The following is a 22,100-nucleotide window of genomic DNA, read 5'->3' as shown; positions in this document are numbered from 1 at the left end:
CTATACATTAAACAGTTTAGTTATTACATGATAATTAAGCATATTTTATTTTGAAAAAATGTGTAATCGGCCGTTTAAAATGGTAAAAGGCCAAAAATAAGGGCGAATACGCCTTATAAAAGTAGGGTAACATAAAAATAACTAAAACGATTAACTTTATTGACACAGCCTCAAAATCCTCAATTTGAAGCTATTTATAATCCTATTAAGTGGAACCTTTGGGATATCAATATATTTTGCTGACATTCTTTAGGCGTTAGCATTTAGGTACGATGAATCTGCTTTAGGGATGGCAAAAATCTGATCAGAGGACAACGACCGAACAGTCGAATTCGTTCGGAACAAAATCGAAGGGTATAATTCGCTAATTTTAATAAAAGGTGGCGACCAGAATATTTGGGAAGCCTTTTTTAAGGGATCGGTAACCGGTATGAATCCCGAATTACGGGCGATATTCGAAATTTTCAATAGCACATCAAAAAAAGGGGTCGCGGAAAGCACACCCCCAGTTATCGTGTTTTCCTTGTCCTGTTCGGCGATACGTTGCGCGCTCGACATCGCTATTAACAATATCGTATGCACATATGTTTTTCAGCGCATCATATTAAATGGTGCTCGCGTGCATATTTTAGCATTTGTGCAATCGTCTGGCAGCCGGCTTTAGCCATCATTTTTCGACGGTGTGTCACTACTGTATGTGGACTTAAAAAGGTTTTTGAAGCCGTTTCGGCCACACTGTAGCCATTCGAGAAATGTTGCAGCACTTCGATCTCCCGTGGCGTAAAAGTTTCCACTCTTTTGTCGTTGCTGGACAAGATATGTTCGAATTCCCTGCAGATGAAGGTCTGCCTACTATTTACTGCTGCCAAACAGGCCTGTATCTCCGCCAGTTCGCAGGATTTGCTCAGTAGACCATCCGGACGATATTGCAACATACTGGCTAACACAGCCGGCGCGGTTGCCCCGGTCAGAAAGATAACCTTTGCGGACCCATTGATACGCTTTATTTCTGTCAGTACGGAGAGTCCATTTTCATCTTGGAGGTAATAATCCAGAAAAACAAGCAGCTCCTCCTTTCCGAAAGCGTACAAAAATTGAAATAAGTCGTTACCCCTGTTAAAGGATTGGACCAGATCTATTTGACATTCACGTTTGAGCAACAGCTCAAACGAGAAGGCGACAATCTTTTGATCATCTAAGATGACTGCATGCCTAGAGGTCTTCATAATATTGGCTTTTTATTAATCTCGTAAACAAATCTAATCATTTGATATAACCATATCAGCGTGTTATTGCATTGCTGTAGCTCAAAAACTACATTCATCGCATATTCATGCGATATTGAAGCCAAACAATCGCATAAACAGGTGATATTCCCTTTCACGCTATCGTTTTGAAGCCATAAAGCCTTTTTTTTACATCAGAATTTAGTTTACGGCCCAATCACATCCGATGCGGCTGCTTAGGATTGAGCCGAAGTTTAAGTTCATGCTGAGCTAACAATAGTGCATAGTATTTACCCTTAATAAAACATATTATTATGAAAAAGAAACCTATCAAACTCCAGTCACGCAAACTGGACTACCAGGCACCTCAGATATGGGTGACTGAGGTATTATTGGAAAATGGCATCGCTGCGGGGTCCAACGCGCAGGCCTCAGGTGATATCCAACAGACCTGGGATAACGAAGAATCACAGACTCACAGCCAGAATGATGGCTGGTGGTAGTCATTCAATTCGCTGTTAATTTAACCAACTAAGAAAATGAAAAATCAGTTTATTCAAGCATTGGCGCTCTTTACCGTACTGTTTACTGCCTGCAGCAAAAATGAAAGCTCGGATCCTGTCGGAACGGAAGGAAAAGTAAGTATCAAAATCGGAGGCGTGTCCTATTCTGACGGGGGCACGGACCCCAAGTTAAAACTATCCAATACCAGCAATACAAACAGTGCTATAGCTATCCAGAAAGCTTCTATCCCGTTTGGAGATGAACTAACTGTACTGGCGACACTGTCGCCGGAGACATCCAATCTATCCAATATTTTGCGCGCTTCAGCAGGGCTTAAAATGGCGACCAGCCCCGAGCCTCTGGGCACCGGCGCCAAATATGCGGTTGCCGCCTATAATTCCGCCGGCGATTATGTTAAAGATTCTGGCGTACTCACCTATACTGGGAGTGGTACAAACTGGAATCTTACGCTTGCCCCGGGTGCCTACACATTCGTTGTCGTCGCTGTGGCAAACGGCCAGATATTTCCGAATATCAATTTCAACCAGAACCTTGCCAACATCACATTTGATGCCCCAGGTGCAGACACGGATGTACTTTGGCAAAAACAGACCGCCAGCGTAACCGCAAATCAGACCCTCTCTCTGGATCTTATCCTCAGCCATTTATTTACGCAGGTACAGGCTACTCTGGAGAGCACATCAGCCAATGTGGTGGGCAATATCACCTCCATTGTTGGTAGCAGCATGTCGCCAAACTACGGTACTGCCAACGTTCACTTGTCTGACGGCCATTTTACACAAGGAGGTTCTTCCACTGCCCGTAGTATCAGTTTCAGTGGATCAGGACTCCTATGGACAAGCAGCCCTGCGCTGATCATTACCGAGGGAACTAGCGCCGGTAAAGTCAGCTTCGGGACGGTCACCTTAAATGCAGTGCAGAATGGAGTAAGATCCGGACTGATCAACCTGTCGGACCTGAACTTACAAAAAGGCGTCAAATATAACTTAAAACTGCGCCTTGTCCCTAAAGGAGCAATAGATGTACCTAATTCCAATTATTATTGGAGTTCAGCCAATTTGACCGGTACATCGCCTATCACGCTGGCTGCTGCCCAATATTTGAAAGGTAGTGTTTATAGTGGTAACGGTTCTGCCTCTTATTGTGAGACGGCCATTGGTACCGGCTGGCGCACGGCAGCGCAAACTGAGTATCAATCTTTGATCAACCAAGGTACCGTACGCGGAAGCTACAATGGGCAGACCGGATGGTTTTTAGGCACTTCTGTACTGCCGACAAGCAATCTGGACAATTACATGTTCTTGCCTGACAACGATTTTACCCAATCCGGTTCTGGTAACAACGACATTCCAACTAATGCTCTTGGGGTATATTGGGCAAGCCCGACCGTACAGGGTAATTCCAAGCCGGCATTGATATTGACAGCAACCAGCGTCTCGATCGTGAATATTCATCAAAATAATTGGGCTGCCATACGTTGTGTGAAAAACAAGTAGCCTGACCCAGATGGTCTCCATTATAACGAAAAAAGGGATCGTACAGTAGCGCTATGCTGTACGGTCCCTTTTCATTAGTATGCACTACATTACCTCATATTCTGCTGCTCGGCCGCCCGCCCTTTTAATACACCGATACTGTACAGCTGGTCAGACATTCCGTCGGTCGTGACAGATCTGCAATTCCGGCCGTCTATCATAGGTTATGCCGTATAAAGATAGGATAAAAGGCTCGCTACCTGACACGACAGTAATCCTGCCGGCATTGACACTGAAACGATCTTGCGCCTGCAGTGCGAATCCCAATACCTGCACGAAAACGAAAAGGGTAAATACTTTAGCATACAATATAAGCCGGCTTTATCCTCCGTGAGAGTGATCCAAACGATCGCAGAAAGCTTTATATCACGCTTCATGTCAACAATCTGGAATCGAAGGCATTGCCCTTGTACAAGTCGTTGGTAGCGGCCGTCAACGCGCTGCTGGATGAGTATAACCCACAGGACAGCAACTGATCATCAGTTTTCTGAGCAGATCGATAAAAATCAACCGGGAGGATATGGAAAAACTGGCCGCAGAGCACTGAAGATTTACCGGCAGCTCCATTGGGTTAACATGGGCCGTGGAAATCCCCCTAGCAGTCCACTGCCCATATACAGCCCTAGTGCACCGGATAATTTTCAAGCACATGCCCCAGCGTTTCGACTAGAAAATCGATAGCCTCCAGATCCAGCGATGAAAATCCCAGCCGCAGGTGATTCAGTTGCGGAGCATCGGCAAACACCAAGCGCTCGTCAAAGGACAATCCCTGTTTCCTGAGCTGGGCGGCCACCCGGCGTACGTCATAGTTATCCCCGAACCTGATCCAAATGGCCATTCCGCCTGCCGGCACCTCAAAAAATAGGTAACGGCCACGGTATACCTCCAATTTAGCGCAGAGATAATCCCGTCGCTCCTTATACATCTTAACAGACCGCCGCAGATGCCTTTCCATAATTCCGTTCTCAAATAGTGTACCCACCGCCTGCTCCTGCAGCACATCGCCCCGTATATCCATATGTTTTCGGATATACGCCAGAGACAAAATCAGATCTTCGGTAGCGACCACATATCCTAGCCGCAAAGAGGACGAAAAATTTTTGGAGATACTTCCCACATAGATTACCTGTCCCTGATGATCGTAACTTGCCATAGGCAAATGCGGAGCCGAAGAATAATGAAAGTCATAATCATAATCGTCTTCGATAATGACAAAATTGTACTGATGAGCCAAAGACAATAGCCGCAGACGTCGTTGCGGGCTCAAGGCGACCGTCGTGGGGTAATGGTGATGCGGAATCACATACACGGCTTTAATCCTTGTCGTGCGGCATATTTCCGCTATCTGGTCCACCTCGATACCGTTTTCATCCACGGGGACATCGATCACTGTCGCTCCGTTCAGTACGAAGGCCGACCGGGCAAGTTCGTAGCCCGGCGAGCCGACAATAAAAGTGTCTCCCGGATGGATCAGTGCCCGCGACGTTAGATACAGACCCATTTGAGCACCATTGGTAATCAGGATATTGTCTTCGGACAGATGGAGACCACGGGAGTGAGCAAGATGGGCCAGCAAGGCGTTCTTGAGTACCGAGCTGGCAAAGGCGGTTCCATAATTTGCTTTTCGTAAGTTATATTGGCGCCCGGTAATAGATCCCAGCTCTAGCAGCAGCCCCTTATAGGGAGCGATCCTCGGATCGGGCAATCCATCATCCAAAAATAACTGGCCCTCCTGCAGTACTTTCCTGACTTTGTCTTTATCGTCAGTCTTCAATGTCAGCGGAAAGTGGCCAGCGAAGGCTGTCGCCGACCCTGCTTGCCCGGTAACGGCCGCCACCTGTATATCCGGACTGATAAAGTAACCGCTTTTATACTTCGTACTTACCCAGCCCTGCAGCGTGAGTATTTCATAGGCGGCCACGATGGTCTTCCGATGGACGGCCAACGTGGCTGCCAGGGTACGTGTGCTCGGCAACCGCATACCTGACTGCATCTTTCCCGATTTCACCAGCTGAATAAGTGCTAGAGCAATCTGCTCATAGACAGCTGGCTTACTTTTGGGGTCGATCGGTATGAGTGTTTTAAACGGGAGCATCTGGACTACTATCTTTTTTCAATCTGTCCCCTAAAGATAGTCCAAAACCATCTTATATTTGAAAATATATTTAAAAAAAACACCATGAAAAAGCGAGAATTTTTAAAAGACGTCGACACCAAGGCTTTTAAGGTCATGCTTGGATTTGAGCAGTATCTGTCCGAAAGCTCATTAAACAGGATTCACGCCGAACTGATCAAGATCCGGGTCTCCCAGATAAATGGCTGCACCTATTGCATGGACAAACATATCCAGGATGCCCTGGCATATGGCGAAGATGCGCGCCGGATATTTGTACTGTCCCACTGGCGGGACACACCTTTCTTTTCGGAAGAAGAACAGGCTATCCTGGCTTTGACGGAACAGATCACACGCATTTCGGTTCACGGAGTGACTGATGAGGTGTACAACAGGGCACTGCTACTTCTGGGGCAGCAGTATCTTACTGAAGTCATCATGGGCATCGTCGCAATGAATGCCTGGAACCGTATTGGAATCACCACAGGCCGCGAGCCGCAATGATCTTTTGACAGGACTACAATGAACACAGAAATAAACTATCAAGTAGGTTTTATACCTGCTTTGGAGCATATCACCGCCCTCTATGCCGCAGCCGGCTTAAAACGGCCCATCGACGATAAACACCGAATGAAGAAGATGTTTGCCAATTCCAATCTTTTGATCACAGCCTGGCAGGGAAAGCATCTGATCGGCATTGCGCGCTCCATGAATGACGGAGGCTTCTGCTGCTACCTGGCAGATCTAGCCGTACATCCCAACTACCAGAAACGAGGAATCGGCAGGCATCTCATCCATTTAACCAAAGCTACGGCAGGCGATGACTGTTCACTCATCTGGCTGTCTGCTCCGGGCGCAATTTCCTATTATCATAAGATCGGGATTCAACAGCTTAAAAACGCTTTCGGGATCGACAGGCTCAATCCAATTTAAATGTGGCGGGCCATCCACTAAACGCTGCAAAAATGTTCGCTTTCGGACAAAAAACGTTCAGGATTGAACATTTTCGCAGCGCACAAAATACATAAACAACACAATATCAATAAATTAAATTATTGGCAAACGAATTGGTCGGATTTCATAAATCCGACTACCATGCTTAAAAACTATATTCTAATTGCATTCCGGAACTTAAAGAACAACAAAGGCTTTACCACCATAAATATTGTCGGGCTGGCCATTGGGATGGCGGCTTCGATAATGATTATGCTATGGGTGAAGAGCGAATTTACCTTTGACCGCTTTTATACAAAGGCCGGACAGATTTATGCCGTTGGGCTAAAAGATGTTTGGGGCAGCGAAACGGTGCAGCATTTTTATACCCCCAAGCCCATGGCAGCAGCATTAAAAACTGACTTTCCCGAAATCAGAAATATCAGCAGGGTCAACTCCGGTATTGGTTTTCTGCTGACCAAGGGTGAGATCAAGCTCGCCAGGGAAAAGGGCGCGTTTGTGGACAGTAGCTTTCTCAAAATGTTTGATTATAAGGTGCTCGCTGGAAATAGCGCCGAAGCACTGAAAACCCCTAATCAAATTGTGATCACCAGATCTCTTGCCCAGCGTTTATTTGGAGCAGGCGAAGCCATCCATCAAACGGTTAAACTGGATAGCACTGCCATCGCAACGGTGGCCGCAATCATAGAAGATATCCCAGACAATTCCTTTATGAAAGGCATAAGTTATCTAGTTCCCTGGACGCTTATGGAGCAAATCGGCTATTCGGATAACTATTGGGACAACAATTCCGTCCAGACCTATATTGAACTTGATAAAAACACCAATATCGGTCAGTTTAAAAAGCAGATTAAAGGCTTCCTTCAGAAACATACGGAAACCAAAGCCGAGAATTTTATTCAACCTGTAGGCAATAAGTGGCTCTACAGTAAGTTTACCGATATGGGAAAACCTGCCACACCGCGGGTCGGAATGGTACGTACCTTTATCGCCATCGCCTGTTTCATATTGATCATCGCTTGCATCAATTTCATGAACCTGAGTACCGCCCAGAGTGAAAAACGTGCCAAAGAGGTCGGTGTACGCAAAGTAATTGGAGCCAGTAGGCAATTATTGATCGGACAATTCTTAACCGAATCCATCTTAATTTCAGCGATTTCGGGCCTTTTGGCCATCCTGATCGTCCTGCTTACCCTTCCGCACTATAGCAGCTTGGTATCCAGGCAACTGCAGATCCCTTTCAGTGATATTGCCTTCTGGTCCGCATTTATCGGATTTATCCTATTGACCGGAATACTATCCGGCAGTTATCCAGCCTTTTATTTGTCTTCATTTAGACCAGTAAAAGTGCTAAAGGGAAAACTGCTGCACATGCAGAGCAAGTTGAGCGCCAGAAAAATACTGGTTATCTCCCAGTTCTGCATAGCCATCATCCTGATCATTACGACCATATCCATTCAGAAACAGATAAAATACGCACAGGATAGAGAAGTGGGGTACAACAAGGACCGACTGATCAATGTCATGGACCAGGGAAGTATCCGTAAAAACAGTAGGCTGATAAAAAATGCGCTACTGTCCTCCGGCGTAGCATCTCATGTATCGAGAACCTCCTCTCCGCTGACCGAAAACTGGAGCAACAACCCGATGCAATGGGCCGGCAAACCCGAGGATGACAATACCATGTTTGCCCGGATCGGGGTCGATGACAACTTGGTCGGTACTGCTGGACTGCAGCTGATCGCCGGCCGCGATTTCGATCTCAGCAAATTCCCCACAGACTCTAGCGCAATGATCATCAACGAATCCGCAGCGAAGGTTTTCCATTTTGACAATCCGATCGGCAAGACCATTGTCGATGGCATCTCCTGGCATATCATCGGTGTCATCAAAGACTTTGTGCAGGAGTCACCATTTAATCCGGTCACCCCGCTGGTGATCCAGGGTGCCGCTTCAGGCACCAGTGTGACCAACATTCGATTAGACGATCGAATAGAAACACGTGACGCGCTTGCGAGCTTGGAGAAAATTTTTAAAGAATATAATCCCGACTATCCTTTCGATTATGTCTTTGTCGACGCCAAATATGCCGAAAAATTCAAAGATTTTGAACAATTGGGCAAGCTTTCCAGTTTTTTTGCGCTGCTGACGATTTTTATTTCCTGCCTTGGGCTTTACGGCCTTACCGCGTACATGGCTGAAAACAGAACCAAGGAAATTGGCGTGCGTAAAGTGCTGGGTGCTTCAGTCAGTTCGATAACTACGATGCTATCCAAAGATTTTGTGCTGCTGGTATTGCTATCCTGCCTGATCGCATTTCCGATTGCTTATTATATCGCTGACCAGATGCTCAGCTCCTACACTTATCGCATTCGTATCAGCTGGGATATTTTCCTGATTGCCGGGACAGGTGCTGTTGCCCTGACATTGCTAACTGTTAGCTATCAATCCATTAAAGCTGCCCTGAACAATCCCGTCAAGAGTCTCCGCGACGAATAAAATAAGGGAGGAGCGCTTGACATCCGACTATTTCAACTGTCAAGCGCTCCTCCTAAATAATCAACTCAAACAGCCCACTTTTCTGCCGAAGGCTTAATTCCCTGCCCGACGCCTGTCCATCACATTTTGTGTGATTCTATCGTCCATCATTTGGGTGCCGGTACGGCAATGGCCAGCTGTGAGCATAAGCCCTGGCTTCCAATATGCATAAGGTGAAAAGTATGCCTGCAATGATTTGTGCATATGGCGTACAATCACCTGAAAATATGATCGCTGTCACCTCTACTTGAAGTGGTTATGCCTACACTCGTATCATGAAAGAATAACTATCATTTAGCAAATCCACAGCAATGAACAGCATCAGCGATTACGACAACTTTTTTCTTCCAGCAGATAATCTGGAAGAGGCAAAAGAATTTTATGGCAGGCAGCTTGGCCTGAAAGTCAAATTTGATTTTACAGACAAAGGAATGACAGCATTCCAGGTAGGCGCCAACGAGCCAGCGATTATCTTAAGCACCCGACATGCCCAGCCGGCGATATGGTTTACGGTGGAAAGTGTAAAAACGGCCTACGAAGACCTTAAATCCAGGGGCATATCATTTCTGAGTGAACCATTTGAGATTATGACCGGCTATGCCGTCGAATTCAATGATCCCTTTGGGAACAAGCTAGGGCTGACAGATTATAGTAAAATGGGGCCATCGTCTTAAAGCTTATCAAAAAAGAAACCGCGCCAAAAATGAATTTGACACGGCTTTCTTTAACCACCTAAATAAAATAGATACCTTTTCCTTAAGCACCTATTTATGTTGTTGTACAGGATAACATCACTTGACTTCAAACTCGTAGATCCCTACGGATACATCTTTGCCCATCTGAAACTTTAACCGGACTTTTTGTGCCGAAACGGTTTCAAAAGTAACGGTATTGGTCTTGTCTTGCTCGTTGGAATAAGCCGTAGTATTCTTTACTTGCACCCAATTGCCATTTGAGTCAAGATATTCTATATGCCAACTATCCGGAATTCTGCTTCCGCCCCAAGGTCGGTCGTCCCACCAATAGACACTTGCCTGGGAGATCTGCACTGGTTTTTCAAACGCATAAGCTATCCATTCCTGCGTTCCTTTCGCTGGCCATAATGCATAAAAAGAGACATCACGGTCCGAAGAGCTCTTCGGCCAATAGCCATCATTAACTTTCGCCAATGAAGCATTTTCACCTTTGGAAGATGTCACTTTTGCGCGTGTCGAATTTGTAATTGCGGGCAATGGTTTTGTATATTCGGCTGTTCTGGGAATCCAGACTTCCATCTCGCCAGCACCACGGTTGGCCCAGGCATAGTAAGGAATTGCCGTAAGCTTTTTGTCCTTCTCTACCATATTATTCTGCCCGTCCCGAGCGATACTTTTACCTTCCATTGCCAGGCTAACAATACCATTAAGTTTATCGGGCTGATAGCTGCTCTTGACCACCACATCATCGGTAAGCACAGCATTCGAGACTTTACCATCATTGTCTGCCCATTCCAGGCAGTATACAATTGGCCCACGTTCCAATGCCACCTTTCCTTTATCATCTTTCACCTGATCATTCGCAATCGTACGTTTTACGTCCATTGGGAATACAATGTCGATGCGATCACCTTTTTTCCATTTACGGTTCAAAGCGGCATAGCCATTTGCCTTGACGGTATATTCGATCGGCTTGCCGTTTAGCTGGATTTCCACTTCTTTTCTTTCGGGCTTAACATATGTATAGAGGTCACTCGGAACCGGACGTTCCAAAGCCCAGCCGGGTATCCTTACCAATACGTCAAATGCAGCAGTTTTTTCCGGAGTGACGTGTATTGTCGTATGGCCTTCCCAGGGATAATTCGATTTCTGTGAAAGGTGGACCTTATTCGCGGGCAGGTCGATTGTCGTTTCGCTTTCCACAAAAAGATTGACATAGATTTCATTGTCCTTGTGCGCATAGGTATATCCCGGTATCGAAGGTATAAAACGACATACATTACTCGGACAACAAGCACAGCCGAACCATTCAGCCCGCGTATGCTGCCCCTCAGATGCTAAGGGGTTTGGATAGAAGAAACGGTCCCCTGAGAGCCCCACACCTGAGAGCACACCGTTGTACAAGGTGCGTTCGATTACATCATAATATTTCGACTCACCATGCATCAAGAATTGGCGATGGTTCCAATACACATTTCCAATGGCAGCACAGGTCTCACAATAAGCTGACATATTCGGTAATTCATAGTTATCACCGAATGCCTCTCCATGTCCCCGGGCGCCGATTCCGCCGGTAACATAGTACTTTTTATCAACCACGTTGTTCCATATTTTGTCGATTGCATTTAAGTAAGCCTTGTTACCGGTAAGTGCTGCGACGTCAGCCATGCCAGAATACATATACACTGCGCGTACGGCATGCCCAACAGCTTCGTCCTGTTCGATGACCGGTTTATGGCTCTGCGCATACTCACCCCGGACACCTTTTCCTTTCAAATCAAGAAAATACTTCGCCAGATCAAGATATTCCTTTTTTCCGGTCACACGATACATCTTTGCCAAGCCCATTTCTACGATCTGATGTCCGGGTTCAAATTTCAATCCACCCACCAAAAAGTCCTTTACCAGGAGATCGGCATTCTTGATGGCTATTTCCAATAATGTACGCTTTCCGGTGGCCAGATAATGTGCTACAGCAGCCTCATATAAATGTCCTGAATTGTAAAGTTCGTGGCTCAGGTCAGGATCTTTCTCCCAGCGATTCTCTCCAGTCCATGGATGTAGCTTTCCAGGCTCGGCTGCGGTACGCGCTGTATACAGGTAACCGTCAGGTTCCTGAGCCTTTCCTATAAAATAGATCAGTGAATCCATCTGTTTTTCCAATTCCACACTCGGACTAGTCTGTATCGAATAGGCCATTCCTTCTATTATTTTATAAATATCCGTATCGTCAAAGGTATATTCGGTATTGAAGTATCCCTTCATCAGGCCACCAGCTTTCTTGAAGTTATCAACCCTTCCGGTGGAGTAACACTGTTGGAGTGCGATAGGTATCGTCACCTGTTGATTGATCTTGAGTCTAGGCGCCCAAAATTTGTCGGTAAACTTCACATCCACAAAAGAAACAGGTTTGATGGGGTAATCGTATTGTTTTACCTCCTTGGTCTGCCCCTGACTTTCAGCAAAAAAGGCAATGGCCAACAGCGACGTCAGTATGGCATAGCATTTTAGTTTTTTCATCTTAACGTTCATTTTCCGTTTCACCTTTATTACTAATATCCAAGGTTTTGAGCCAGGTTTGAATTGGTGTTTAAAGCCGCTCGTGGAATTGGGAACACGTTACGCGTTGCATTCTTGGTTGCCTTATGAGAGAGCCACGATTTAGTGCTGAAAACGCCAAAACGGATCAAGTCTGTGCGCCGGTGTGCTTCCTGGTCAAATTCCCAGCCCAATTCATCCAAAAATCGACCATATTTGATATCAGCTCCCCCCTCCTGGGTGCTTCCGTCGCTGTCGCGCTGACCGTAATCATAGGTACTTCCCCCCTGTAGCTGGCTTCCCGTAACGATTGCTTTGGCAGGCTGATCTGGAAAAGCCCGCTGCCTTACTGTCGTTACAATCTGCGCCGCTTCATCGGCCTTTCCGGATCGCAAGAGTGCCTCCGCTTTCATCATCAAAACCTCGGCGTACCGGACGATCGGATAATCATTACTGAGTTGTACCGCCGCACCTTGCTTTATTTCAAATTTGCCCAAACGGAAACCGTGGATGGTTTCGGAGGCATCAATCGAAGGAACCTCATTGATCAAATTCAAAGGCTTGTCCTTATATGCGCCGAGTCCGACAACAAGTGGTTGTCCCGAAGAAGAATATTGCTGTCCCTGAATCCAGTTACGCTGATTCCGAATGTCATCTTGATCAAAAGAACGAATAAACTGAGGTGTCGCGCACATACCACCCCATGGTGCCGAAAGCAGGTTGTAGGTCGCCTGACTTTCCGAAGGAAGTGACTGCATATGAAGGTCAAATGCATTCCAGTTATTGGTATAATTTTCATCCAACGGCAGGGCAAAAACGATTTCTTTCGAATTCTGGTTATCGGTGACAAATACGTTCTTTTGGTTATTTTCCAGTATATAGCCTGCACCCGAGTTGATAATTGCATCGCAGGTGGCAATTACTTTCTGCCACTGTGCCGTACCACTATACACCTCGGCATTCAGGTACATACGTGCCAACAATGCATTTGCCGCCCATTTATTCAATTTACCATACGTACTTTTGTCATTCTTTTCGCTGAGCAAACCGCTATTGGATTCGATTTCCTTGACGACAAAATCATACACCTCCTTCCGTGAATTTTGTTTCGGGAGAAAGCCTTCGGGGAGGTCAAACTGCGTCACAATAGGAACATTCCCAAAGGCGTCGCATAAGATCGCATAATAAGCCGCCCGGAGGACTTTCAGTTCCGCAATGACAGCCTCCTTATTTTCCGCCACGGGAATCATACCGGATTCGATCTGGTAGATGATCCGGTTGCAGTTTGTAATTCCTGCAAACGTTCTGTTCCAAGTTTGCACCACTATACCTTCATCAGCAGTCCATGTATGCTGATGGATACGTTTATATACACCACCGTCTACCCATCCATTCGGTCTTGCCGGGATGACTTCCTGATCACCGCTGAGTTCCTGAGCCCGCCATAAGCCATCCCAGTCGAGTAGCAAAAAGCGCCAGTTGGAATACGCTGTTCCCAAAAGTGAGGCTAGGTCATCTTGTGTCGGCTGGAATTTATTGGAGATAATAGTGGTATAGGAATCATCTTTTAATTTTGTACAGCTGCTGACCGAAAGAAAAGCACAGCCAACGAATAAAATCTTTGCTAAATTATTTCTTTTCATAATTGACATCTTTTAAGAACTAAAAACTGACATTGACTCCAAAAGTGAAGGTACGTGTGGTCGGATACTTGTCACGGTCATCATTACCCGGAGCCAATCCCAAGCGATTTACTTCAGGATCAATACCCTTGTATCCTGTGATGACAAAAGTATTCAACGAACTTGCATAGATACGGGCATTATTCAACCACTTGCTTTTCATATTTCGGAAAGTATACCCTAATGTAATATTGTCTATCTTCCAATGGTCTCCATCTTCAATGTAATAACTATTGAATTCAAGCGGAGCCGTTAATTTTGCTTTGCCAAATACCAAATCCTCCGACGATGCCAAGCGGTTATAATTCTGCAGGCTAGGATTTTCAAGATACATACGCTGGAAATTAAGAATTTGATAGTCAAATGCGCCGCGCATGGTGACGGAGAGGTCAATATTTTTATAGCGGAAATTGTTGTTCCAGCCTGCATAGTATTTTGGGAGACCATTTCCGAGTACTTTTTTATCCTCAAAGGTATGCCCAAAATCGTTGTATGCTACGCGTGCAGCATCGGCACCTTCATAGATCCATTTTCCGCTATCGTCGATATCCACAACTTTAAATCCGTAGAAATCACCGATCTGCTGACCGATATAGACGATATTTGTAAAGGTCTGTATCGGTTCGCCCGTACCGCCAGTTGTAAAGTAATCATTTGTCGTTTGGTACAGTTCATTGGACAGGCTTTTCAGCTTATTGGTATTTGTCGAAAACAGCAAGCTGGTATTCCATTCAAAATTAGGTTTACGCACCGGCGCTATATTGAGCAGCACCTCTATCCCGTTGTTGCGCATGGTTCCCACATTAGCTCTTGTTGTCGTAACCAAGTTTGGGGGGCTCGGTACTTGATAATCATATAACAGGCCTTTAATATCCCGGATATAATAGTCAATATTACCACTGACAAGGCCTTTTAACAGGCTGAAGTCGAGTCCAAAATTACTTTCCCGTTTTTCTTCCCATCGGATATTGGGGTTAGGATTGGAGGTTGGACCAAGCGATTGTACCCAATGTCCATTGGAATAGATGTAACCACCATAGCCCAACTGAGCCTGTCCCAAAAAGAGGTTAGATGGCGGATTTCCCGTTACCCCATATCCGGCGCGCAATTTTAAGTCATCAAAGACTGTTTGATCTTCCATAAAAGATTCGTTGGAAATCCGCCAGCCTCCAGAAATCGCCGAGAATGTACCCCATGGACTTTTTGCACCTACCAGCTGGCTTGCCCCTTCATGACGGACACTGGCCAGTAACAGGTAGCGATCGTCGTAGCTATAGGTCAGCCGGCCGAAAAAGCTGATTAGATTGGTCTCAAATTTATCGCTACCGATTGCCCCCTTACCATCTTTTATTGCATTACCCAGCCCGATATTATTGTAACCAAATACATCCGTCGGAAAATCCCAGTTTTGGATAAAACTGCTCGAATTTTCATTTTCCTGGTAACCATAACCGGCCAAAATACTCCCGCGATGCTTTCCGATGGTCTTGGTATATTCCGCTGTAAGCTCCATCAGGCGATCGATGATCAATCTATTCCCGAGCGCCGCATAACCATTCCGACTATCCCTTAAATTGGAAATATGGTTTTTGGTCTCGGAATAGCCTGCCGTGATGTTATTTCTCGAGTACGAAAAGAGCGAACTTAATTTCAGATCAGCAATTGGATTATAGGTGATCGTACCAGCCATCCTTGAGTTTACGCTACGGGTCTGGCCGTCACTCTCATAGAGACGAGCGAGGGGATTTTCATAGTTGAAATTACTGGGCTGTTCAAACCAGTCCCCCTTGTCGTTGTATACAGGCGATGTTGGATTAAATATCAGTGCCTGCCTATAGGTATATCCATTAAAAGTTCCCCCATCTTGTGTCTGCGTAAAGCTATTGGTCTGATTGAGCAGGCTCAGATTGAATTTAAGCTTATTGTCCAGCATCGAATGGTTGACATCTATTCTTCCGCTGAATGTTTCATTATCGGAGCGTTTCAGAATTCCTTCCAAATACCTGTAATTCGCTGATGCCAGATAATTTGTTTTGCTGCTTCCGCCGCGAAATGTCAAATTATGGATATGCGTCAGTGGGGTCTGTGAAATTTCTTTTAACCAGTCGGTATCCGAACCTAGATCCCAAGATGCATCACGGGTACCTTCTTTGATCTGCCTCCGGTAGTCGGTGGCCGTGAGGAGCTGAGGCTGGCGCAAAATAGACTGTGTACTCACTGAACCGGCATAGTCAATGACATTTGTTTCCTGGCCTTTTGCCCTTTTTGTCGTAATGATAATGACGCCATTGGTACCCCTGACCCCATAAATGGCCGCTGCCGAACCATCTTTCAGCACATCAATGGATTCAATATCTTCGGGGGCTACGGTATTTAATGTTCCTGGGATTCCATCAATAATAACCAAAGGGTCACTATTTGCACCAAACAATGTTGTATTTCCGCGTAGTAGGATCTGGCTCCCACCCGTCGGATTTCCGCTGGTGGTACCGACACTCAGTCCGGCGACCTTGCCCTGCAGCAGCTGGCCCGCATCCTGAACAGGAGCTTTTACAAAATTTTCGGATGTCACCGTCGCAACCGAACTGGTCAGGTCACCTTTACGCTGCTGACCATAACCAATGACGACCACTTCGGAGAGCTGTTCATTATTGGGAATTAATTTGATCACAAGATTGGATCTTCCGCCAACGCCTACTTTTTGCGTGTCGTATCCGATAAAACTAAATGTCAATGTGTCTGCGGCAGCAGACGGAATGGTAAACTCGCCATCATTGGTTGTAACGGCACCTTTGGCGGTAGATTTCGAGTAGACACTGACTCCCGACAGCGGCTTACCCTGCTGATCCTCGACCCTACCCTTTAATCCCGGCTGTGCCTGCGCGTACCCCTGGGAAGGGAACAGCACACCTGTGAAAATGACCAATCCATACCAATTGATCCATTTTTCCTTCGCATTTCTGAAGCTCATAAAAGTTTATTTAATTGGTTTGATTTATCCTAACATTTTTAAATGTTAAGATGACGTTTATTAAAGCAAAATAAATATCTCCACATCAGCAGAGATTAGCATCAGCATCGTTTTACGTTTATCCTCGGTTATTAGATCAATTTTAAGAAAAAAATAAATGTAAAACAAACATTTAATATATCTTTTCGAAACCACGCAGTGAAGCGGCTGCCTCATCTTTTTTTGCTCCTATCCATACCGTGCTCCATGCATGTCTCCGGGCGGCATGCATGGAGACCCTCCCATTGCGCTGCCCTACTGCATGATGTTACAGGTTGTTCGCTAAATCCAACATAAATTGACTTTCCTAAAAATAAACCCTAATTTTGGCTAACCGACACTTAACTAAGCCATCACGATGAAAGTAGCCCATGTCCGACAATTGTTTACCCAGCTTTATGAAGAAAACTGGGTCAAGCTGTATGTGCATGTTTTTCGGATGCTGGACGACCGCGATGAGGCCCGTGATATTGTGCAGGAGATCTTTGCGAATCTCTGGGACAGGATGGAGCGCCTCGAAATCGAGCATTCCTATAAGGCCTATCTCTTCCGTTCGGCACGCAATCTGGTGATCAACCGTATCGCCAGCCGCGACGTGGGGCGCAGGTACGAAAGTTACCTGGAGCATGCCGGCCCTGCCCTGGAGGTCATGCCCGATGAGCTGCTACGGGAGAAAGAACTGGCCCTGCAGATCGAACATGCCATTGAGAAGCTGCCCCGTAAAATGGCGCTGATCTTTAAGAAAAGCCGTTACGAACAGCGCAGCTACCGCGAGATTGCCGAAGAACTCGATATTTCTGAGCAGACGGTTAAAAAACAGATTTACAATGCGTTGACGCTCCTCAGAAAAAAAATACGGACTATTTTCATTTTTTTCTACCACTAAGCTACCCCTTTCCTGTCTTCCAAGCAGCAAACAGAACAACTGCCCATGAAGAAACCGCTATCCAGGTCATTGCTGCAAAAGTATCAGCAGGGACTATGCAGCCCTGAGGAGACTGCGCTTGTCGAAAGCTGGTACAACCAGCTCAGCAAAGCAAACAACGCAAAGGAAATCCCCGAACTTGATCTTGCGGCCGAAGACCGCTACTTCCGGCAGACGCTCTTTGGCGACGAACTGCTGGCCGGGCAGAGGAAGCGGGCCTATCTGAAAGTCGCGGCCAGCATCGCTCTTTTTATCACGGCAGGACTGGCGATTTACTTTTTTTCCGGTCCGCCGCAGCCACAGCCGGCAGCGCCCTTTAGCATCGGCCAGTTCCAGGCCGAACTGCTGGTCGGCAATCAGGTAGTCAGCCTGGATGAGCGGCAGCCCCTGGGCTCCACATGGATGGACAAGCACAAGGGCAACAAAGTGGCCCTACAGACCAAAAAAGGACAGGAATACCGGATGCAGCTGCCCGACGGCACCACGGTGTGGCTCAACGCCGACAGCAGGCTGGAGATCGGCAAAGACTACAACCAGAAGCAGCGCTCCGTCTATCTGCAGGGCGAAGCCTATTTTAAAGTAGCCAAAAACAAAACTGTACCTTTTATCGTCCATGTGGGCAGCACAAGCATAGAAGCACTAGGTACAGCCTTCAACGTACGGCAGTACGAGAGCGACGGGCAGCTGCTGAGCACAAGGCTTGACGAGGGCAGCGTACGCGTCAGCAATGCTGTCCGGCAGCAGGTGCTGTTGCCCGGACAGGCGGTACAGGTGAACCTGCAACAGGGCAGCTTCGAGCTGCAGCAGCAGAGCGGCCAGCCCGAAGGGGGACAGTGGAAAGACGGTTACTTTATCTTTGAGCAGACACCACTGCCCGAGATCATGGCCGACCTGGCCCGCTGGTACAATTTTACCTATACCCTGTCGCCAACCTATGAAAAGAAAGTCCTCAGCGGAAAGATCAGCAAAAAGAAACCCTTTGCAGAGGTGCTCCGCATATTGCGGTTAGCCGGCATCAATTACACGATCGACAAGGACCAGCTGCTGCTCGCACCCTGACCAACGAACTAAACAAACGAATTTTTAATCTAATACCCTATGAAAAACTCCGTAAAAGCAGTACTGTTCATGCTGATGCATGTCAACGGTTATGCCTTTAGCCAGCATCCGGCCGGTGCGCCAGATCAGATTCAGTTCAAACAGCTCGTCAAAACCATCGAGCAGCGCAGCGACTACCGCTTTGTCTATGACCCCAGCGAAATTAAGCCCGAACTGAATCTAGCTGTGAACCTGGACAATACCAATATTCCGGAACTGCTCAGACAGGCCTTTACCGCCAAGGGCATCCGCTACAGCATTGTCAACAATACCATTGTGCTTCAGGGCAAAGCGACAGGCAGCCCCCAGCAAACCGCCGTCAGCGGTCGAGTGCGCAATGCCGCCGGTGCCGCCCTAGAAGGCGTGAGCGTCCGTGTCAAAAACAAAGTGACCAGCACCGTCACCGATGCAGGCGGACATTTTACTTTACATGGGCTGCAGGCCGGCGACATCCTGTCGCTGAGCTATGTGGGCTACCGCAGCAAAGAAGTTAAAGTTGCCGGCAGCGCCCCGCTTGAGCTAAGCCTCGAGGCCGATCCCGGCAATCTCGATGAAGTGGTGGTCATCGGTTACGGTACCTCCTCCGTCCGCAAAAACACAGGTTCGGTATCCAGTGTGACCAGCCGCGAGATCGGAACACAGCCCGTACTGGATCCCCTCGCCGCACTTCAAGGCCGTGTCGCCGGCCTTAGCATCGCATCCAATTCGGGGCTGCCCGGCAGCTCGTTTCAGGTGCAGCTGCGTGGCGTCAATTCACTGAGCAACGGCAGCAGCCCGCTCTACATCATCGACGGCATTCCCTTTTCGGACGAAAGCATGAACCAGTTTGCCCTGGCCAATGGCAATCAGAGTCCCCTGAGCCTGATCAACCCCAAGGACATCGAACGCATAGACGTGCTCAAGGACGCCGATGCCACAGCCATCTATGGCTCCCGCGGCGGCAACGGCGTGATCCTGATCACCACCAAAAAAGGCAATAAAAGCGGGCTCAAAATAGACTTCAACGCCAGCATCGGTTCGGGCAAAGCCATCCGTAACCTCAAGATGCTCAATACCGAACAATACCTACAGATCCGTAAGGAAGGCTTTGCGAACGACCAGTTTGAGCCGACGGTGGATAACGCACCGGACCTGCTGACCTGGGACCAGCATGCCTACAGCGACTGGCAGAAAGCATTTTACGGTGCCAGCTCACCCTTCTCGAGCTACCAGCTGTCCTTTGCCGGAGGCAACGAGCATACCCAGTATCTCGCCAGCACCAACTTCAACCGGCAGGGCGATCCCCTGCCCGGCAACAAGACCTATCAGCGCGGCGGAGCCCTGCTCAATCTGTCCACCCAGTCCCGCGACCAGCGCTTCAAACTGAACAGCAGCTTCAACCTCAATCTGGACCGCAACAACACGGTACCGACCGATATCGCACAGTTTTATAACATTGCCCCCAACTATCCGCTGTATGACGAAAAGGGCGACTATTACTGGTTCCAGCAGAGTCAGCAGAATCCCGCGGCCTATATGGAGCGCTCAGGGCTGTCGAAGTCCAAATCGCTACTGGCCAATCTTTCTGCCGAGTATGCGATCCTGCCCGAGCTAACGGCCAAGATCAGCCTGGGTTACAACCTCAAAAGCATGGACGAGACGCGCCTGCTGCCCAATGCCGGATTCAATCCAGCAACCAGTACCGGCTCGATGGCCTCTTACGGCAACTCGGACTACGAGTCCTACATCGTCGAGCCCCAGCTCAATTACAGCAAAACATTTGGCAAGCACGACGTCAGGCTGCTCGCCGGCGGCACCTGGCAGCAGCGGGTCAGCGAGGGCAAACACATCGACGGCAGCGGCTACCCGAGTGATTCGCAGCTTGAAAACATGACTGCAGCCGGAGTGCTCGCGGTCCGCAACAACCAATACACGGACTACCGCTACCAATCCGCCTTCGGCCGGATCAGCTACGCCTACGATGAGCGCTACCTCTTCAATGTCAGCTACCGCCGGGACGGATCCTCGCGCTTCGGTCCCAACAACAAGTACGGTAACTTCGGATCAGTTGGCGCGGCCTGGGTATTCAGCAGCGAGGAATTCCTGCGCGGGCAGTCCGTACTGAGCTTCGGAAAGCTACGGGCCAGCTGGGGTGTCACCGGCAATGACCAGATCGGCGACTACCAGTATCTCGATACCTGGGGCACCAACTTCGCCTACCAGGGCATCACGGGCCTGTATCCCACCCGGGTTTACAACCCCAATTTTGGCTGGGAAGAAATCAGAAAGAAAGAGCTGGGCCTTGACCTCGGATTTTTGAAGGACCGCATCTTTATGACCCTCAACTACTACAACAATAGATCCAGCAATCAGCTGATCAATATTACCCTGGCGCCACAGACGGGCTTTACCTCCTATTTTGGCAATCAGCCGGCAAAGATCGAAAACAAGGGCTGGGAACTGGAGCTCAGCAGCACCAATATCCAGCGGGAACAGTTCAGCTGGAACACCAGCTTCAATATCACCTTTCCGTCCAATACCCTACTCGAATATCCGGGGCTTGAAAGCAGCAGCGATGCCCGCCGCTACGTTATCGGCGAATCCACACGCATCGTGCGCGGCTTCCAGTTCACCGGTGTGAATCCGCAGACCGGCATTGCCCAGTTCAGGGATGTGGACGGCGACGGCAAGATTACCGATTTGAATGACTACGTGACCCTGGGCTCGCTCATGCCCAAATACTATGGGGGCATCAGCAACAACCTGAGCTACGGTCCGCTGAGTCTGGGCTTTATGCTGCAGTTTGTCAAGCAGGAAGGCCCTTCCATCGGCTATGGGCCACTGGCGACCGGCATCGGTTCCATGGCCAATCTGGACGAATACGTACTGGGCCGCTGGCAGCAGCCCGGCGACATCACCGATATCCCACGTGCCACTGCCAATGGTGCCAACGAGGCCAATGTGGTGTACCGCAACAATTACCGGTACTCCTCTGCCGTGTGGGACGACGCCTCGTTCATCCGGCTAAAAAATGTGTCGTTCAGTTACGATATCTCCCGATGGGCGCAAAAAATCCACATCAGCCGGGCCGCCCTGCAGTTTACCGCGCAAAATCTCCTGACCTGGACCAGCTTCAGGGGCATGGATCCCGAGATGCCCGGTTTTGACCGCAGCAACCTTTCGGATGTCAACCCCTTCGGGTCTGTACGCCCCAACGCCACGCCGTCCCTGCGTACCTATACCTTCGGTGTGCAGCTTACTTTTTAATGAATCATGAAACGA

General features: G+C 47.9%; 16 protein-coding genes and 1 pseudogene. 9 read left to right on the top strand and 8 right to left on the bottom strand.

Features of this window, described 5'->3' with window-relative positions:
• Positions 1 to 249: 249 nt before the first annotated feature.
• Positions 250 to 582, bottom strand: a complete 333-nt coding sequence (locus DCO56_RS09695) for a hypothetical protein (RefSeq protein ID WP_146191012.1) — start codon at positions 580 to 582, stop codon at positions 250 to 252.
• A 17-nt stretch (positions 583 to 599) separates the two neighbouring features.
• Complete coding sequence (locus DCO56_RS09690) at positions 600 to 1,226, bottom strand: response regulator transcription factor (protein ID WP_108633531.1); 627 nt, start codon at positions 1,224 to 1,226, stop codon at positions 600 to 602.
• A 314-nt stretch (positions 1,227 to 1,540) separates the two neighbouring features.
• On the opposite strand from DCO56_RS09690, the gene DCO56_RS09685 reads away from it, so the two are divergent.
• Positions 1,541 to 1,729 carry a hypothetical protein gene (locus DCO56_RS09685; protein ID WP_108633530.1) on the top strand — a complete coding sequence of 63 codons (189 nt, stop codon included), beginning with the start codon at positions 1,541 to 1,543 and terminating at the stop codon, positions 1,727 to 1,729.
• A 36-nt stretch (positions 1,730 to 1,765) separates the two neighbouring features.
• Positions 1,766 to 3,247: a fibrobacter succinogenes major paralogous domain-containing protein gene (locus DCO56_RS09680; protein WP_108633529.1), complete on the top strand. Its 1,482-nt coding sequence runs from the start codon at positions 1,766 to 1,768 to the stop codon at positions 3,245 to 3,247.
• A gap of 150 nt (positions 3,248 to 3,397) precedes the next feature.
• Here the strand turns inward: DCO56_RS09680 and DCO56_RS29045 are convergent, their stop codons facing one another.
• From DCO56_RS29045 to DCO56_RS30055, 3 genes and pseudogenes are all read right to left on the bottom strand, one after another.
• Complete coding sequence (locus tag DCO56_RS29045) at positions 3,398 to 3,595, bottom strand: hypothetical protein (protein ID WP_146191011.1); 198 nt, start codon at positions 3,593 to 3,595, stop codon at positions 3,398 to 3,400.
• Positions 3,596 to 3,908: 313 nt separating this feature from the next.
• Complete coding sequence (locus tag DCO56_RS09675) at positions 3,909 to 5,060, bottom strand: aminotransferase-like domain-containing protein (protein ID WP_245935808.1); 1,152 nt, start codon at positions 5,058 to 5,060, stop codon at positions 3,909 to 3,911.
• Between the two features lie 90 nt (positions 5,061 to 5,150).
• A pseudogene (locus DCO56_RS30055) lies at positions 5,151 to 5,381 on the bottom strand (GntR family transcriptional regulator); the annotation flags it as partial.
• An 84-nt stretch (positions 5,382 to 5,465) separates the two neighbouring features.
• On the opposite strand from DCO56_RS30055, the gene DCO56_RS09670 reads away from it, so the two are divergent.
• From DCO56_RS09670 to DCO56_RS09655, 4 genes are all read left to right on the top strand, one after another.
• A complete protein-coding gene (locus DCO56_RS09670; RefSeq protein WP_108633527.1) occupies positions 5,466 to 5,903 on the top strand; it encodes a carboxymuconolactone decarboxylase family protein in 438 nt (145 codons plus the stop codon).
• An 18-nt stretch (positions 5,904 to 5,921) separates the two neighbouring features.
• Positions 5,922 to 6,332 carry a GNAT family N-acetyltransferase gene (locus DCO56_RS09665; RefSeq protein WP_108633526.1) on the top strand — a complete coding sequence of 137 codons (411 nt, stop codon included), beginning with the start codon at positions 5,922 to 5,924 and terminating at the stop codon, positions 6,330 to 6,332.
• Positions 6,333 to 6,494: 162 nt separating this feature from the next.
• The gene (locus DCO56_RS09660; RefSeq protein ID WP_108633525.1) at positions 6,495 to 8,852 is read left to right on the top strand and encodes an ABC transporter permease; all 2,358 of its coding nucleotides are present in this window, start codon (positions 6,495 to 6,497) and stop codon (positions 8,850 to 8,852) included.
• Positions 8,853 to 9,202: 350 nt separating this feature from the next.
• Complete coding sequence (locus DCO56_RS09655; protein WP_181390507.1) at positions 9,203 to 9,565, top strand: VOC family protein; 363 nt, start codon at positions 9,203 to 9,205, stop codon at positions 9,563 to 9,565.
• A gap of 117 nt (positions 9,566 to 9,682) precedes the next feature.
• On the opposite strand, the gene DCO56_RS09650 is transcribed toward DCO56_RS09655, so the two are convergent.
• The 3 genes from DCO56_RS09650 to DCO56_RS09640 are packed head-to-tail and all read right to left on the bottom strand — an operon-like array spanning position 9,683 to position 16,777.
• Positions 9,683 to 12,106 (bottom strand): glycoside hydrolase family 127 protein, encoded by a 2,424-nt coding sequence (locus tag DCO56_RS09650; RefSeq protein ID WP_108633524.1) that lies wholly within the window; start codon positions 12,104 to 12,106, stop codon positions 9,683 to 9,685.
• Positions 12,107 to 12,138: 32 nt separating this feature from the next.
• Positions 12,139 to 13,767: a RagB/SusD family nutrient uptake outer membrane protein gene (locus DCO56_RS09645; RefSeq protein ID WP_108633523.1), complete on the bottom strand. Its 1,629-nt coding sequence runs from the start codon at positions 13,765 to 13,767 to the stop codon at positions 12,139 to 12,141.
• 19 nt (positions 13,768 to 13,786) lie between these two features.
• Positions 13,787 to 16,777 (bottom strand): SusC/RagA family TonB-linked outer membrane protein, encoded by a 2,991-nt coding sequence (locus DCO56_RS09640; protein WP_108633522.1) that lies wholly within the window; start codon positions 16,775 to 16,777, stop codon positions 13,787 to 13,789.
• A gap of 397 nt (positions 16,778 to 17,174) precedes the next feature.
• On the opposite strand from DCO56_RS09640, the gene DCO56_RS09635 reads away from it, so the two are divergent.
• From DCO56_RS09635 to DCO56_RS09625, 3 genes are read left to right on the top strand one after another with little or no spacing between them, the layout of a single operon-like run.
• Positions 17,175 to 17,702, top strand: a complete 528-nt coding sequence (locus DCO56_RS09635; RefSeq protein WP_108633521.1) for an RNA polymerase sigma-70 factor — start codon at positions 17,175 to 17,177, stop codon at positions 17,700 to 17,702.
• Between the two features lie 45 nt (positions 17,703 to 17,747).
• Complete coding sequence (locus DCO56_RS09630; protein WP_108633520.1) at positions 17,748 to 18,800, top strand: FecR family protein; 1,053 nt, start codon at positions 17,748 to 17,750, stop codon at positions 18,798 to 18,800.
• A 39-nt stretch (positions 18,801 to 18,839) separates the two neighbouring features.
• Complete coding sequence (locus tag DCO56_RS09625) at positions 18,840 to 22,085, top strand: TonB-dependent receptor (protein WP_108633519.1); 3,246 nt, start codon at positions 18,840 to 18,842, stop codon at positions 22,083 to 22,085.
• The last annotated feature ends 15 nt before the right edge of the window (positions 22,086 to 22,100 follow it).

Source organism: Sphingobacterium athyrii, from assembly GCF_003071065.1.
GTDB classification, from domain to species: domain Bacteria; phylum Bacteroidota; class Bacteroidia; order Sphingobacteriales; family Sphingobacteriaceae; genus Sphingobacterium; species Sphingobacterium athyrii.
This window is presented reverse-complemented; position numbering and strand designations above follow the sequence as displayed.

Bases quoted from the DNA above. Each gene is read 5' to 3' on its own strand.
- DCO56_RS09690 (WP_108633531.1), bottom strand. From the start codon at position 1,226: ATGAAGACCTCTAGGCATGCAGTCATCTTAGATGATCAAAAGATTGTC.
- DCO56_RS09685 (WP_108633530.1), top strand. From the start codon at position 1,541: ATGAAAAAGAAACCTATCAAACTCCAGTCACGCAAACTGGACTACCAG.
- DCO56_RS09680 (WP_108633529.1), top strand. From the start codon at position 1,766: ATGAAAAATCAGTTTATTCAAGCATTGGCGCTCTTTACCGTACTGTTT.
- DCO56_RS09670 (WP_108633527.1), top strand. From the start codon at position 5,466: ATGAAAAAGCGAGAATTTTTAAAAGACGTCGACACCAAGGCTTTTAAG.
- DCO56_RS09665 (WP_108633526.1), top strand. From the start codon at position 5,922: ATGAACACAGAAATAAACTATCAAGTAGGTTTTATACCTGCTTTGGAG.
- DCO56_RS09660 (WP_108633525.1), top strand. From the start codon at position 6,495: ATGCTTAAAAACTATATTCTAATTGCATTCCGGAACTTAAAGAACAAC.
- DCO56_RS09655 (WP_181390507.1), top strand. From the start codon at position 9,203: ATGAACAGCATCAGCGATTACGACAACTTTTTTCTTCCAGCAGATAAT.
- DCO56_RS09650 (WP_108633524.1), bottom strand. From the start codon at position 12,106: ATGAAAAAACTAAAATGCTATGCCATACTGACGTCGCTGTTGGCCATT.
- DCO56_RS09645 (WP_108633523.1), bottom strand. From the start codon at position 13,767: ATGAAAAGAAATAATTTAGCAAAGATTTTATTCGTTGGCTGTGCTTTT.
- DCO56_RS09640 (WP_108633522.1), bottom strand. From the start codon at position 16,777: ATGAGCTTCAGAAATGCGAAGGAAAAATGGATCAATTGGTATGGATTG.
- DCO56_RS09635 (WP_108633521.1), top strand. From the start codon at position 17,175: ATGAAAGTAGCCCATGTCCGACAATTGTTTACCCAGCTTTATGAAGAA.
- DCO56_RS09630 (WP_108633520.1), top strand. From the start codon at position 17,748: ATGAAGAAACCGCTATCCAGGTCATTGCTGCAAAAGTATCAGCAGGGA.
- DCO56_RS09625 (WP_108633519.1), top strand. From the start codon at position 18,840: ATGAAAAACTCCGTAAAAGCAGTACTGTTCATGCTGATGCATGTCAAC.